This window comes from Variovorax sp. Varisp53 (assembly GCF_059491555.1).
In genome coordinates this window covers 3,239,817-3,254,043 of the sequence record NZ_CP168512.1, presented here as the reverse complement: position 1 = coordinate 3,254,043, position 14,227 = coordinate 3,239,817, and the positions used below count along the sequence as shown (strand labels likewise).

The following is a 14,227-nucleotide window of genomic DNA, read 5'->3' as shown; positions in this document are numbered from 1 at the left end:
CACCAAGTCTTCCTGCGCCGGCACGGCGCTTGCACGCTCTATAGAATCATTTTCATGGCAACGAGAATTCCAAAAACTCCCAGCACCCCCCCGGCCCAAAAACCGGCCGGGGATGACGGGGATTCGGTCGTCCTGGAGCGCCGGCCGCAAAAAACCGCGCCGCCCCAGATGTACCAGGTGGTGATGCTGAACGACGACTACACGCCAATGGAGTTCGTGATCGTCGTGCTGCAGGAATATTTCAGCAAGGATCGCGAAACCGCGACCCAGATCATGCTCAAGATCCACCTCGATGGCCGAGGCGTCTGTGGGGTTTATTCCCGCGACATGGCGGCCACCAAGGTCAACCAGGTGATGGAAGCCGCACAGCAGGCCGGGCATCCACTCCAATGCGTCAGTGAACCTGTTGCATGAACCAGTTGAATTGCGCAAGCTCCAACCCATCTGAGAACTTATTTACAGCAAGGCAAAAGGAAATCACATGATTGCCCAAGAACTGGAAGTCAGCTTGCACATGGCCTTCGTCGAGGCCCGGCAGCAGCGCCACGAGTTCATCACCGTGGAGCATCTGCTGCTCGCTTTGCTGGACAACCCGAGCGCCGCGGAAGTTCTGCGCGCCTGCTCGGCCAACGTCGACGACCTGCGGGCGTCGCTCACCAACTTCATCAAGGACAACACGCCCCAGGTGGCGGGTACCGACGATGTAGACACCCAGCCCACGCTGGGTTTCCAGCGCGTGATCCAGCGCGCCATCATGCATGTGCAGTCCACCGGCAACGGCAAGAAGGAAGTCACCGGTGCCAACGTGCTGGTCGCGATCTTCGGCGAGAAGGACTCGCATGCCGTGTACTACCTGCACCAGCAGGGCGTCACCCGCCTCGACGTGGTCAACTTCATAGCCCACGGCATCAAGAAGAGCGATCCGCCGGAAGCCGTCAAGGGCAGCGGTGAAGCACCTTCGGGCGAGGGCGAGGAGGGCGGCGGCGAACGCAACGAGAAGGCATCGCCGCTCGAGCAGTTCACGCAGAACCTCAACCAGATGGCCAAGGACGGCAAGATCGATCCGCTGATCGGTCGCGAGTACGAGGTCGAGCGCGTCATCCAGATCCTCTGCCGCCGGCGCAAGAACAATCCGCTGCTGGTCGGCGAGGCCGGTGTGGGCAAGACCGCCATCGCCGAGGGCCTTGCATGGCGCATCACGCAGGGCGACGTGCCGGAAATCCTGGCCGAGTCGAACGTGTTCTCGCTCGACATGGGCGCGCTGCTGGCCGGCACCAAGTACCGCGGCGATTTCGAGCAGCGCCTGAAGGGCGTGCTCAAGTCGCTCAAGGACAAGCCGAACGCTATCCTGTTCATCGACGAAATCCACACCCTGATCGGTGCGGGCGCGGCTTCGGGCGGCACGCTCGATGCGTCGAACCTGCTGAAGCCGGCGCTTTCCAGCGGCCAGCTGAAGTGCATCGGCGCGACCACCTTCACGGAATACCGCGGCATCTTCGAGAAAGACGCGGCCCTGTCGCGCCGTTTCCAGAAGGTCGACGTGGTCGAGCCGTCGGTGCAGGAAACCGTCGACATCCTCAAGGGCCTGAAGTCGCGCTTCGAGGAGCACCATGGCGTGAAGTACGCGGTGGCGGCCCTGCAGGCTGCGGCCGAGCTCAGCGCCAAGTACATCAATGACCGTCATCTGCCCGACAAGGCGATCGACGTCATCGACGAAGCCGGTGCTGCCCAGCGCATCCTGCCGCCGAGCAAGCGCAAGAAGACCATCAGCAAGACGGAAGTCGAGGAAATCGTCGCGAAGATCGCGCGCATTCCCCCGGCCAACGTCAGCAACGACGACCGCGGCAAGCTGCAGACCATCGAGCGCGACCTCAAGAGCGTGGTGTTCGGCCAGGACAAGGCGCTCGAAGTGCTCGCCTCCGCGGTCAAGATGGCGCGTTCGGGCCTGGGCAAGGGCGACAAGCCGATCGGCTCGTTCCTGTTCTCCGGTCCCACGGGCGTCGGCAAGACCGAAGCCGCGAAGCAGCTCGCCTACATCATGGGCATCGAGCTGATCCGCTTCGACATGTCGGAGTACATGGAGCGCCATGCGGTGAGCCGTCTGATCGGCGCGCCTCCGGGCTACGTCGGGTTCGACCAGGGTGGCCTGCTGACCGAGGCCGTCACGAAGAAGCCACACTCGGTGCTGCTGCTCGACGAAATCGAGAAGGCGCACCCGGACATCTTCAACGTGCTGCTGCAGGTCATGGACCACGGTACGCTGACGGACAACAACGGGCGCAAGGCCGACTTCCGCAACGTCATCATCATCATGACGACGAATGCGGGTGCCGAGACCATGAACAAGGCGACCATCGGCTTCACCAACCCGCGCCAGGCGGGCGACGAAATGGGCGACATCAAGCGCCTGTTCTCGCCCGAGTTCCGCAACCGGCTGGATGCCATCGTCAACTTCAAGGCGCTCGACGAGAACATCATCCTGCGCGTGGTCGACAAGTTCCTGCTCCAGCTGGAAACGCAGCTCAGCGAGAAGAAGGTGGAAGTCACCTTCAGCGACAAGCTGCGCAAGCACCTGGCGAAGAAGGGCTTCGATCCGTTGATGGGCGCTCGCCCGATGCAGCGCCTGATCCAGGACACGATCCGTCGTGCGCTGGCCGACGAACTGCTGTTTGGTCGTCTGACCGACGGCGGTCGCCTCGAAGTCGACCTCGACGACAAGGACGAAGTGCTGCTCGACATCCAGCCGCTTCCGAAGAAGGAAGGCAAGCAGAAGCCCGAAGCAGAGGAAGCAGCAGCAGGCTGAGCCCACTGCGGTTCCAGGAATGAAGTCAAAGGCCGGTAGCATCGCTACCGGCCTTTTTCTTTTGGGCCAGCCCTATCGCACAGCCATTCCAACCGCTTCTTCGCCTTGATCCTCCCCGAACTCAGCCACGAATGGAAAACCGGCCTCTCCCTTGCGTGGAGCGGCTACATCGCAGTGCTGTCGATCTGGATCGTGATGCAGAAGCGCGCGCCGGTGTCGACGATGAGCTGGATCCTGTCGCTCGCGCTGCTGCCGTTCGCGGGCTTCGTCATCTATTACTTCCTCGGGCCGCAGCGCCTGCGAAAGCAGCGGCTCAAGCGCCTGCGCAGCCGCGCCAGCGCCTTCGCCCAGGCCGACGTGGCGCGGCTGCGCGATGCGGCGCAGAACGCACCGCCGGCCCTGCAGCAGATGGCGAAGCTCGGCACGGCGACCTGCGGGCTGCCGGTGTCGAGCGCGGTCGATGTCGAACTGCTCTCGGGCGGGGCGCGCACCTTCGATGCGATCTTCGAGGCCGTGCGCGCCGCACGGAACCACGTCCACCTCGAGTACTACATCTTCGAGCCCGACAGGATCGGCACCGCGCTGCGCGACCTGCTGGTCGAGCGCGCGAAGCAGGGCGTGACGGTGCGCTTGCTGATCGACGCACTGGGCTCCAAGCGCGTCGGCCGCAAGTTCATGGCGCCGCTGCACGAGGCGGGCGTCAAGGTGGCGCTGTTCCACGACACCAAGATCGGCCGCCGCCTGCGCCCCGTGACCAACTACCGCACCCACCGCAAGATCGTGGTGTGCGACGGTCGCGTGGGCTTCACGGGCGGCGTGAACATCACCGATGAGGAAGACAAGCGCACCCGGCCCGATGCGTACCACGACGTGCACCTGCGCATCGAGGGCAGCGCCGTGCGCTGGCTGCAGACCACCTTCCTCGAAGATTGGACCTACGCCACCGGCGAAGACCCGCGTGGCATGGACGATGTCATGAACGCCATGTTGCCGCAGCTGGAGGCTGGCAACATCCCGGTGCAGATCGTCACCAGCGGCCCCGACAACGCAATGGAGGCCATCCACCGCATGCACGTCGAGGCCATCCATTCGGCCACGCACCGCGCGTGGCTCACCACGCCGTACTTCGTGCCGGGCGAGCCCGCGCTGATGGCGCTCACCAGCGCCGCGCTGCGCGGCGTCGATGTGCGCCTGCTAGTGCCGCGCCGCAGCGACTCGGCCATCGTGAGCGCGGCGGCGCGCTCGTATTTCGACGAACTGATCGCAGCCGGCGTGAAGGTGTGGGAGTACAAGGCGCGCATGCTGCACTCCAAGACTCTGGTGGTCGACGACCATTGCGCGATGATCGGCACCGCGAATTTCGACAACCGCAGCTTCCGCCTCAACTTCGAGGTGTGCGCGGTGGTTTATGGTCCGGAACTGGCCCGGCCGCTGGCGGCGCAGTTCGAGACCGACCTGCACAGTTCCGGCGCGGTGCGTGCCCACCGGCCACAGAATTTCCGGATTCGCCTCGGCGATGCCATCGCCCGCCTGTTTTCACCCTTGCTCTGAATGAACCACACCTTTCTCTGGCACGACTACGAAACCTTCGGCGCGGTGCCCCGCCGCGACCGGCCCTCGCAGTTCGCGGCCATCCGCACCGATGCCGAGCTCAACGAAGTCGGCGAGCCGCTGATGATCTACTGCAAGCCCGCGCCGGACTACCTGCCCAGCCCCGAGGCCTGCCTCATCACCGGCATCACGCCGCAGGTGTGCCTGGAGCGCGGCATTCCCGAGCATGAATTCGCCGCGCACATCGAGCGCGCCTTCTCGCAGCCCGGCACCATCGGCGTGGGCTACAACACCATCCGCTTCGACGACGAGGTCACGCGCTTCCTGTTCTGGCGCAACCTGATCGACCCGTACGCGCGCGAATGGCAGAATGATTGCGGCCGCTGGGACCTGCTCGACGTGGTGCGCCTCACCTACGCGCTGCGCCCCGACGGCATCGAGTGGCCGAAGAAGGAAGACGGCAAGCCCAGCTTCAAGCTCGAGGACCTGGCGCGCGCCAACGGCCTGCTGCACGAATCGGCGCACGATGCGCTGTCCGACGTGCGTGCCACCATCGCGTTGGCTCGGCTGATCCGCGACAGGCAACCCAAGCTGTTCGACTTCGCCTTCGGCCTGCACAAGAAGGACCGCGTTGCCAGCGAACTCGGCCTGCCCGCGATGCGCGAGACGGCAAAGCCCTTCCTGCACGTGTCGGGCATGTTCCCGGTCGAGCGCGGCTGCCTGGCCGTGATGTGGCCGCTGGCCAGCCATCCCACCAACAAGAACGAACTGCTGGCCTGGGACCTGGCCCACGACCCGAGCGAGCTGCGCGACATCGACGTCGAGACCCTGCGGCTGCGCCTCTTCACCCGCACGGCCGACCTGCCCGAAGGCGTCGTGCGCCTGCCCATGAAGGGCATCCACCTCAACAAGTCGCCGATGGTGGTCGGCAACCTGCGCACGCTCGCGCCGGCCATGGCGGGGCGCTGGGGTGTCGATCTCGACACTGCCATGCGCCACGCCGCGATCGCACGCGACCTGCCCGACATGAGCGCCATCTGGTCGCAGGTTTACGCCCGGCCCAAGGAGGCCACGCCCGACGTCGACGAAGACCTCTACGGTGGCTTCGTCGGCAACGCCGACCGGCGGCGCCTGAACCAGCTGCGCAATCTGTCGCCCGAAGAGCTGGCCAAGGACCGCACGGGCTTCGATGACGGCCGGCTCGACGAGATCCTGTTCCGCTACCGCGCGCGCAACTGGCCCGAATTGCTGAACGAGGAAGAAGCCGAGCGCTGGGAGACCCTGCGCGTGGCCAAGCTCTTCAAGGGCGAGGGCGGGGCGCGCACCATCGAGATGCTGTTCAGCGAGGTTGACGCGCTCTCCGAAAACGCCGACGAGCGCGGAGAGGAAATCCTCGGCGCGCTCTACGAATATGCCGAGGCCATCGCGCCAGAGGCCTGAGCGAAACACCCGAGCGCACAGCCCATGAGCCTGACGAACAACACCGAACTCTGCTCTAGAGCTTGATGCCGGCGGCCTTGACCGTCGGCCCCAGCACATCGACCTGTTCCTTGACGAAGCCGTTGAACGCGGCCACCGATTCCGGCTTGGCGACGATGCCCAGCTCGGTCAGCTTCTTCTGGATTTCGGGCATGACCAGCACTTCGTTGCAGGCGGCGTTGAGCCGGGTCACAACGTCCGCCGGCAGCTTGGCGGGGCCCGACAGGCCGAAGAAGTTCTCGAGTACCAGCTTCGGCTGATGCAGCTCGACCATCGTCGGCACATCGGGCATCAGCGGCGAGCGCTGCGCCCCCGTCACCGCGAGCGGCACCAGCTGGCCGCCCTTGAAGAAGGGCACGTACGAGGTGATGACGTCGATGCCCACCGGAATGGTGTTGGCGATCAGGTCGGTGCTCATCGGTGCACCGCCGCGATAGGGCACGTGCACCATGTTGAGCCCGGTGATCTTCTTCAGCAGCTCGCCGTGGATGTGACCGATGGAGCCCGGGCCGCCCGAGCCGAAGTCCAGGCGGCCTTCCTTGCGCGCCATCGCCTCCAGGTCGGCATAGCTCTTCAGGCCCGACTGCTTGCTCGCCATGATCACCAGCGGCGCCGCGCCCAGGTAGGCGACGTGCGTGAAGCCCGTCACCGGGTCGTATGGCAGCTTGTCGAGCGTGAACGGTCCGAGCGCGATCGGCGTGGTGTTCGAAAGCATCAGCGTGTAGCCATCGGCCGGCGACGCCGCCACCTGCGCGCCGCCGATGGTGCCGCCGGCACCTGGCTTGTTGTCGACCACCACGGGCTGTCCGAGCTTCTTCGCGAGCTGCTCGGCCATCACGCGCGCCAGCACGTCACTGGAGCCGCCCGGCGGAAAGGTCACGATGATCTTGATCGCCCTGTCGGGCCATTGGGCGAAGGCGGGAAGGGCGGCCGAGGCGACGCCTGCGGCAAGAATCTGCAGCGCGCCGCGGCGCGTGGGATGAAGGTGTGGCATGGCATTCTCCGCTGACGGATAAGAATGAGGCCTTTAGCAGGAATCGGGCCGCCGGCTTATGCTGGCCGGATGCCCGCCACCCCAGCCCCGCACGATGCGCTCGCCGACTTCGCCACACGCCACCGCAAGCTCTTCGTGCTCACCGGCGCGGGCTGCAGCACCGATTCGGGCATTCCCGACTACCGCGACGTGGATGGCGAATGGAAGCGCCCGTCACCCGTCACCTACCAGGCCTTCATGGGCGAGGAATCCACGCGCAAGCGCTACTGGGCGCGCAGCCTGATCGGCTGGCCGACCATGGCGGGAGCACGGCCCGGCGCAGCGCACCGCGCATTGGCACGGCTCGGAGACGCGGGCCGCGTGGGCCTGCTGCTCACGCAGAACGTCGATGGCCTGCATGAAGCAGCCGGCAGCCAGGGCGCCATCGACCTGCATGGGCGCATCGACACCGTGCGCTGTATGGGCTGCGAGCGGCGCACGCCGCGCGCAGAACTGCAGCTCGAACTGCGGCGCCGCAATCCGCGCTGGGCCGAACTGGAAGCCCGCGCCGCGCCGGACGGCGACGCCGACCTCGAAGGCCGCGATTTCTCCAACTTCGACGTGCCCGCCTGCTCGCACTGCGGCGGCCTGCTCAAGCCCGACGTGGTGTTCTTCGGCGAGAGCGTGCCGAAGGAGCGCGTCACCGCCGCCTTCGCCGCGCTGGAAGAGGCCGACGCGGTGCTCGTGGCCGGCTCGTCGCTGATGGTCTATTCGGGCTTCCGCTTCGTGCAGGCGGCGGCCGCGGCGGGCAAGCCGGTGGCGGCGGTGAACCTGGGGCGCACGCGGGCCGACGCGCTGCTTTCGCTGAAGGTCGAGCGCCCCGTCGGCGAGGCGCTGACGGCGCTGGCGCAGCAGCTTGCCTAGCTCCGGCTGGACGTGCTGATCAGGGAGCGGACGAAGGCATCCACCTCCGCGGTGTAGGCGCCGGGCAGCCCCAGTTCGGAATTGATCTGTGCATGCGAAAGATCTTCCGGCGCCACTTCCGCACGGCCACCGGTTGCGCCGATGCGCACCGCGAACTGCCGGGCCTGCGTGCACGAGCCGTCGCGGCGCTGGGTGGAGCACACCAGCAGCATCGGCGGCGCGCCGGGCGCAAGGGCATCGGTAGGCGACACGGTGCGCCAGAAGGCGGGATCGTTGCCGAACACGCGGTCGTAGAAGGGCATGTGGCGGCGCCGCATCAGTCCGACCGTGTCGAGCGCGGCGCTGTCGAGTGCCACGGCGCCGAGCCAGGGGCGGGCACCTTGCCGCCGGGCGATGGAAAGCGATGCGCTGAGCAATGCGACAAGGTGCGCGCCGGCCGAATGGCCCATGAGCACGAAGCGGCCGGCGTCGCCGCCCCACGACGACGCGCTCGCCTGCGCGGTGGCGATGGCACGCGCCACGTCCTGCGCCTGCTGCATCACGTCGACCTGCGGCACGAAGCGGTAGCTCACCGAAACGAGGATGAAGCCTTGTCCGCGCACCCAGTGTTCGATCTTCTGGTTCACCACCGACGCGGCCGCCTTGTCGCCGAACATCCAGGCCCCGCCGTGGACCATCACGAGCACCGGCGCACCTTGCTGCACGTTCGGCGGCAGGTAGACGTCCATGCGCTGGCGCGGATCGGGGCCGTAGGGCTGGTTGGCCAGCAGGCGCACGCCGGCGGGCGGCGTGGCCGTTTCGCCGCCGGGTTGCTGCGCGATGGCCGGCGAGAACGCCAGCGCCAGCAGCCAGGCCGCGCAGATCCGTGCAAGACGTTTCATGAGAGGGCTCCTGGTGAACCGATGAAGGCCGGATTTTCGCGCTGCAGCCCTGTTGCCGGGCTGACCGCCGCGCTCAGCCGGCGTGCTTCGGCGCCATCCAACTCGTCGATGCATCCCGGCCCGGGAGGTGCAGGCTGGCCGTGGCGGCAGGCGTTTCGGCCAGCAGACGGCCCTTGCGGAACACCTTGAGCCGCGCGGCGCGCAGCCGGATCGCCTCGACCGCATCGCGCGCCTGCAGCAGCACGAAGCTCGCGTCGCAGCCGACCTCGATGCCGTAGCCCTGCAGGTGCATCACGCGCGCGGCATTGGTCGTCACCGCTTCGAAGCACTGGCGGATGCCGTCCTGGCTCGTCATCTGCGCCACGTGCAGGCCCATGTGCGCCACTTCGAGCATGTCGCCCGAGCCCATGCCGTACCACGGGTCCATCACGCAGTCGTGGCCGAAGGCGACGTTCACGCCGGCGGCCATCAGCTCGGGCACGCGCGTCATGCCGCGGCGCTTGGGGTAGGTGTCGTGGCGGCCCTGCAGCGTAATGTTGATGAGCGGATTGGCGACGACGGCCACGCCGCTCTGCGCGATCAGCGGCAGCAGCTTGCTCACGTAGTAGTTGTCCATCGAGTGCATCGACGTACAGTGCGAGCCCGTCACGCGGCCCTGCATGCCGAGGCGCTGCGCCTCGAAGGCCAGCGTCTCGATGTGGCGCGAGAGCGGGTCGTCCGACTCGTCGCAATGCATGTCGACCAGCTTGCCGCGCTGGGCGGCGATCTCGCACAGAAGCTTCACGCTGGCCGCGCCATCGGCCATGGTGCGCTCGAAATGCGGAATGCCGCCGACCACGTCCACGCCCTTGTCGAGCGCGCGCTCCAGGTTTCCGACGCCGCCGTGCGAGCGCAGCACCCCGTCCTGCGGGAAGGCGACCAGCTGCAGGTCGAGGTAGGGCGCCACCTTGCGCTTGACTTCGAGCAGCGCATCGACTGCGAGCAGGCTCGGATCGCTGGTGTCGACGTGAGAGCGAATGGCCAGCAGCCCCTTGGCCACGGCCCAGTCGCAGTAGGCCAGGGCGCGCTCGATGAGCGCGTCGGCCGTGAGCAGCGGCTTCAGCTCGCCCCACAGCGCGATGCCTTCGAGCAGCGTGCCGCTCTCGTTGACGCGCGGCAGGCCGTAGCTCAGCGTAGCGTCCATGTGGAAGTGCGGGTCGACGAAATGGGGCGCGAGCAGGAGGCCCTGCGCATCGAGCTTCTCGTGCGCCGGTGCGTCGAGGCCCGCGGTGACTTCGGCGATGCGCCCGCCCTGCACGGCGATCGACATGCCGGTGCGGCCATCGGGGAGGGCGGCGTTGGTGATGAGTAGGTCGAGCATCGTGGCGGCCTTTGCGTGTTCTGTTTCGATCGAGCGCCGGCACTTCAGCGCGTGTTCTGCGCCCGATACCGGTACTGCCCCGGCGCCGGCCCGACCTCGATGGTCACTCGGCGCAGCTTCTCATCGTGCCCCGAATCGGCCTTGGCCGTCACCACGATGCCGCGCGGCGTGGCGCGGCAGGTGAGGTCGGACAGCGAGATTTCGGCGTGGTCGTTGTCGAGTTCAGCGATCGCCACCGTGTGCTCTGCGCGCAGGCTGCCGTTGGCGTCGCGCGTCATCCACTGCACGTAGAGGAAGGACTGCGCGTATTGCTCGGCGTGCACGACGCGGTAGGTGCCGTGGTGGTCCTTGCCCCAGGTGCCGCACATCTGCACCCAGGTCACGGCGTCGGCCGTGCTGAAGGCCTCGTAGCCGTAGTTCATGCCCAGCGCATGAGCCCCTTTGCCACCCAGTGTCAGCAATGCCGCTAGCAGTGCGCCTCGCATGGCGGTGGCGGTCCTGGTGGTCATCAGCGTTCCCCCTTGCGATACGGTTTCATCAGCGCCTGCGGATAGCTGGCCTTGCGCGCCACCAGCACCAGCGCCAGGATCGACAGCAGGTACGGCAGCATCAGGTACAGCTGGTAGGGCAGCACGGCATCGCCCGATTGTTGCAGCCGCAGCTGCAGCGCGTCGAAGAACGCGAACAGCAGCGCGCCGACCAGCGCCTTGCCCGGACGCCACGAGGCGAACACCACCAGCGCCACGCAGATCCAGCCGCGGCCGTTCACCATGTTGAAGAAGAAGGCGTTGAAGGCAGACAGCGTGAGGAACGAGCCCGCCACCCCCATCAGCGCCGAGCCCGCGACGATGGCGCCGGTGCGCGTGGCCGCGACCGACACGCCCTGGCTCTCGGCCGCCTGCGGGTTCTCGCCGACCATGCGCAACGCGAGGCCGAGCGGGGTGCGGTACAGCACCCAGCCGATGATGGGCAGCAGCAGCAGCGCGAACAGCGTGAGCGCGGTCTGGGCATTGAGGATCGGGATGGGCAGCCAGTCCATCGGCGCAAAGGGCGTGATGGTCGGCGGTGTGTTGACCTTCGGAAAGCTCACGCGGTAGCCGAAGTAGCTGAGCGCGGTCGCAAGCAGCGTGATGCCCAGCCCCGAGACATGCTGCGAGAGCGCCAGGCCTACGGTGAGAAAGGCGTGCAGCAGCCCGAACACCAGGCCCGTCAGCGCGGCCACGCCCACGCCCACCCACAGCGGCGCGCCTGCATACACCGCGAGCCAGCCGGTGAAGGCGCCCGCGACCATGATTCCTTCGATGCCGAGGTTGAGCACGCCTGCGCGCTCGCACAGCAGCACGCCGAGCGTGCCGAGAATCAGCGGCGTGGCGATGCGCAGCACCGCGACCCAGAAGGCCGGGTTGGCGAGGATGTCGAGGAGGTCGGTCATGGATAGTTTCTCCCTCCACCTTTTGGGGAGGGTTGGGGTGGGGGCACGCGGCGCTCGAAGGGGAGGCCGACGCCACCATCCCAGCCTTCCCCCGGAAGGGGAAGGGGCAAGACCGGAGTGGGACATGCTGTCATTTGAATCGCACCCGGTATTGCGTCAGCAGCGTTGCCACCAGCACCGCGATCAGCGAGGCCGCGACGATCACGTCCGCAATGTAGGTCGGTACGCCGACCGCGCGGCTCATGGTGTCGGCGCCGACCAGCACGCCCGCCACGAACACGCCGGCTGCGATCACGCCCAGCGGATGCAGCCCCGCCAGCATCGCGATCACGATGCCCGTGTAGCCGTAGCCCGGCGACATGTCGAGCGTGACGTAGCTCGTGCGGCCCGCCACCTCGATCGCGCCCGCCAGCCCGGCCAGCGCGCCCGAGAGCAGCGCCACCATCACCACGGTGCGCGTCACCGGCACGCCGGTGAAGGCCGCGGCGCGCGCATTCGCACCCACGGCGCGAATGTCGAAACCCAGCACCGTGTACTTGAAGACAGCCCACACCGTCACGGCGAGCGACACGGCCCACAGCAGTCCGGTGTGCACGCGCGTCTGCGCGACGAGCTTGCCCAGTTCGAGGTCGGACTGCAGCGACACGCTCTGCGGCCAGCCCATGGCGCTCGGGTCTTTCATCGGCCCGTCGAGCAGCGCCGAGACGCCGAGCAGAACGATGAAGTTGATCAGCAGCGTGGTGACGACCTCGTCCACGCCGAGCTTGTTCTTCATCAGCGCCGGGCCCAGCAGCATCAGCGCGCCGGCCGCTGCTGCCGCCAGCATCATCAGCGGAAACAGCAGCCAAGGCGACAGCTCGAACCCGGTGCCGCCATGCATACCGCCCACCGCCACGGCGGCCAGTGCACCCGCGTAAAGCTGGCCCTCGGCGCCGATGTTGAACAGCCGCGCCTTGAATGCGACCGTGGCCGCCAGCCCGGTGAGGATCAGCGGGATCGCGCGCGTCAGCGTCTCGCTCCACGCGAACACCGAGCCGAAGCCGCCCTGGAGCAGCAGCGCATAGGTGCGACCGACCGGAGCGCCGGCCCACAGCACCAGCAGCGCACTGACCGCCATGGTGAAGACGACCGCGCCGATGGGGGCAAGCACCAGCGAGGCGCGCGAGGTCTCGTGGCGTCGTTCGACCCGCATCATGTTGCGGCTCCTTTGGATGGAGGCGCCGTCGCGCCGGCCATGGCCAGCCCGATGGCCTCGCGCGTCCACGCGGCGGCCGGACGGGCTTCGCCCAGGTGGCCGCCATGCATCACGGCCACGCGGTCGCCGAGCGCGAGCACTTCGTCGAGGTCATCGGAGATCAGCAGCACGGCCGCGCCTGCGTCGCGCGCCGCAATCAGTTGCTGCTGCACATAGGCCACCGCGCCGATGTCGAGACCCCAGGTCGGCTGGTGCGCGACGATCAGGCGCGGTGCGCGGTTCGGATGCTTCCTGTTGTCGTCGCCTTTGGCAGCTTCGGGCTGCTCAGGCGCAAGCAGTGCACGCCCCAGGATCAGTTTCTGCATATTCCCGCCGGAGAGCGAACGGGCCGGCGCCATCAGGCCGGCGCCGCGCACGTCGAATGCCTTCTCGATGCGCCGCGCATGCAGCCGGGCGGCGGTGCGTTTCACGAGCCACGACCAGCGCGAGAACACCGGACTGCGCAGCCGTTCCGATACCGCGTTCTCCCAGACCGGCAGATCGCCGACCACGCCGACGGCATGCCGGTCTTCCGGAATGCGCGCAACGCCGCGCTGCACCAGCCGGGCGGGCGAGGGCGGCAATGCGCGTCCCATCAACTGCGCCGTGCCGGCCGTTGCGCGGCGCGTGCCGCTCAGCAACTCGGCGAGCGCCACCTGGCCGTTGCCGGAGACGCCCGCAATGGCGGTGATCTCGCCGGCGCGCAGCGTCAGCGATACCTCGCGAAGGCCGGCCGAATGGTCCTGCGCGCCGTCCTTGTCCGATGCGGTGCTCACGTGATCGAGCACACAGACCGCATCGCCCACTGACTTGGCCGGCCGCCGTTGCGGCGCCTCGACCGCATGCCCGACCATCCACAGCGCGAGCTGCGCCTGCGTGGTGTCGGCGGTGCGCGCCTGCGCCACCAGCTTGCCGCCGCGCAGCACGGCAATGCGGTGCGACACGCGCAGCACCTCGCCGAGCTTGTGGCTGATGAAGATCACCGACAGGCCCTGCGCCACCATCTGCGCGAGCGTGGCGAACAACGCCTCGCTTTCCTGCGGCGTGAGCACGGCGGTCGGCTCGTCGAGGATCAGGATGCGCGCGCCGCGGTACAGCGCCTTGAGGATTTCCACGCGCTGGCGCTCGCCGACCGAGAGGCTGCCGATCTGCGCATCAGGCTGCACCGGCAGGCCGAAGCGCCGGGCCACCTCGAGCAGCCTGGTGCGTGCGGCGGCGCGGCGCGACACCGGGTGCCACAGCGGCTCGGTGCCCATCATCACGTTGTCGAGCACGCTGAGGTTGTCGGCCAGCGTGAAATGCTGGTGCACCATGCCCACGCCGGCTGCGAGCGCCGCCTTCGGGTTGCCCGCCGGCAGCGGTGCACCGAAGACTTCGATGCTGCCTTCGTCGGCGACGTAGTGGCCGAACAGGATGGACATCAGCGTCGACTTGCCGGCGCCGTTCTCGCCAAGCAGCGCGAGCACCTCGCCCGCCTGCAGGTCGAGGGAGATGGCGTCGTTCGCGACAAGGGAACCGAAGCGCTTGGTGATGCCCTGGAGGCGGAGAACGGTCGTGGTGTTCATGAAGGTCTTGCTCCTTCCCCTTTCG

Annotated in this window: 12 protein-coding genes; 5 read left to right on the top strand and 7 right to left on the bottom strand. The window is 67.5% G+C overall.

The features are described 5' to 3' along the window. Positions 1 to 54 precede the first annotated feature (54 nt). From clpS to sbcB, 4 genes are all read left to right on the top strand, one after another. Entirely contained in the window at positions 55 to 414 is a 360-nt protein-coding gene (gene clpS, locus ACEOAB_RS15195) for an ATP-dependent Clp protease adapter ClpS (protein ID WP_042674481.1), read from the top strand. 67 nt (positions 415 to 481) lie between these two features. Beyond that, positions 482 to 2,803 (top strand): ATP-dependent Clp protease ATP-binding subunit ClpA, encoded by a 2,322-nt coding sequence (gene clpA, locus ACEOAB_RS15190; protein WP_007838831.1) that lies wholly within the window; start codon positions 482 to 484, stop codon positions 2,801 to 2,803. A gap of 105 nt (positions 2,804 to 2,908) precedes the next feature. Beyond that, entirely contained in the window at positions 2,909 to 4,354 is a 1,446-nt protein-coding gene (gene cls / locus ACEOAB_RS15185) for a cardiolipin synthase (RefSeq protein ID WP_413747902.1), read from the top strand. After that, positions 4,355 to 5,794: an exodeoxyribonuclease I gene (gene sbcB / locus ACEOAB_RS15180; RefSeq protein ID WP_413747901.1), complete on the top strand. Its 1,440-nt coding sequence runs from the start codon at positions 4,355 to 4,357 to the stop codon at positions 5,792 to 5,794. A gap of 55 nt (positions 5,795 to 5,849) precedes the next feature. Here sbcB and ACEOAB_RS15175 read toward each other — a convergent pair whose 3' ends face one another. After that, the gene (locus ACEOAB_RS15175) at positions 5,850 to 6,827 is read right to left on the bottom strand and encodes a Bug family tripartite tricarboxylate transporter substrate binding protein (RefSeq protein ID WP_056590655.1); all 978 of its coding nucleotides are present in this window, start codon (positions 6,825 to 6,827) and stop codon (positions 5,850 to 5,852) included. Positions 6,828 to 6,896: 69 nt separating this feature from the next. Here ACEOAB_RS15175 and ACEOAB_RS15170 point away from each other — a divergent pair, with 69 nt between their 5' ends. Next, positions 6,897 to 7,730 (top strand): NAD-dependent protein deacetylase, encoded by an 834-nt coding sequence (locus ACEOAB_RS15170; protein WP_413747900.1) that lies wholly within the window; start codon positions 6,897 to 6,899, stop codon positions 7,728 to 7,730. Here ACEOAB_RS15170 and ACEOAB_RS15165 read toward each other — a convergent pair. The 6 genes from ACEOAB_RS15165 to ACEOAB_RS15140 all read right to left on the bottom strand — a co-directional run bounded on the left by ACEOAB_RS15165 (position 7,727) and on the right by ACEOAB_RS15140 (position 14,202). After that, positions 7,727 to 8,611, bottom strand: coding sequence for an alpha/beta hydrolase (locus tag ACEOAB_RS15165; protein ID WP_495652944.1), 885 nt, complete (start codon positions 8,609 to 8,611; stop codon positions 7,727 to 7,729). The two genes, ACEOAB_RS15170 and ACEOAB_RS15165, sit on opposite strands and share 4 nt — an antisense overlap. Positions 8,612 to 8,684: 73 nt before the next feature. Next, positions 8,685 to 9,971 (bottom strand): amidohydrolase family protein, encoded by a 1,287-nt coding sequence (locus ACEOAB_RS15160; protein WP_056590646.1) that lies wholly within the window; start codon positions 9,969 to 9,971, stop codon positions 8,685 to 8,687. Between the two features lie 44 nt (positions 9,972 to 10,015). Further along, complete coding sequence (locus ACEOAB_RS15155; protein ID WP_056590643.1) at positions 10,016 to 10,480, bottom strand: hypothetical protein; 465 nt, start codon at positions 10,478 to 10,480, stop codon at positions 10,016 to 10,018. Next, positions 10,480 to 11,403, bottom strand: coding sequence for an ABC transporter permease (locus ACEOAB_RS15150; RefSeq protein WP_056590640.1), 924 nt, complete (start codon positions 11,401 to 11,403; stop codon positions 10,480 to 10,482). Before ACEOAB_RS15150 ends, ACEOAB_RS15155 begins: the two co-directional genes overlap by 1 nt. Positions 11,404 to 11,533: 130 nt before the next feature. Then, on the bottom strand, positions 11,534 to 12,595 hold the full coding sequence (locus ACEOAB_RS15145) for an ABC transporter permease (RefSeq protein WP_200955411.1): 1,062 nt from the start codon (positions 12,593 to 12,595) through the stop codon (positions 11,534 to 11,536). After that, positions 12,595 to 14,202: an ABC transporter ATP-binding protein gene (locus ACEOAB_RS15140; RefSeq protein ID WP_413747899.1), complete on the bottom strand. Its 1,608-nt coding sequence runs from the start codon at positions 14,200 to 14,202 to the stop codon at positions 12,595 to 12,597. Before ACEOAB_RS15140 ends, ACEOAB_RS15145 begins: the two co-directional genes overlap by 1 nt. Between the last annotated feature and the right edge of the window lie 25 nt (positions 14,203 to 14,227).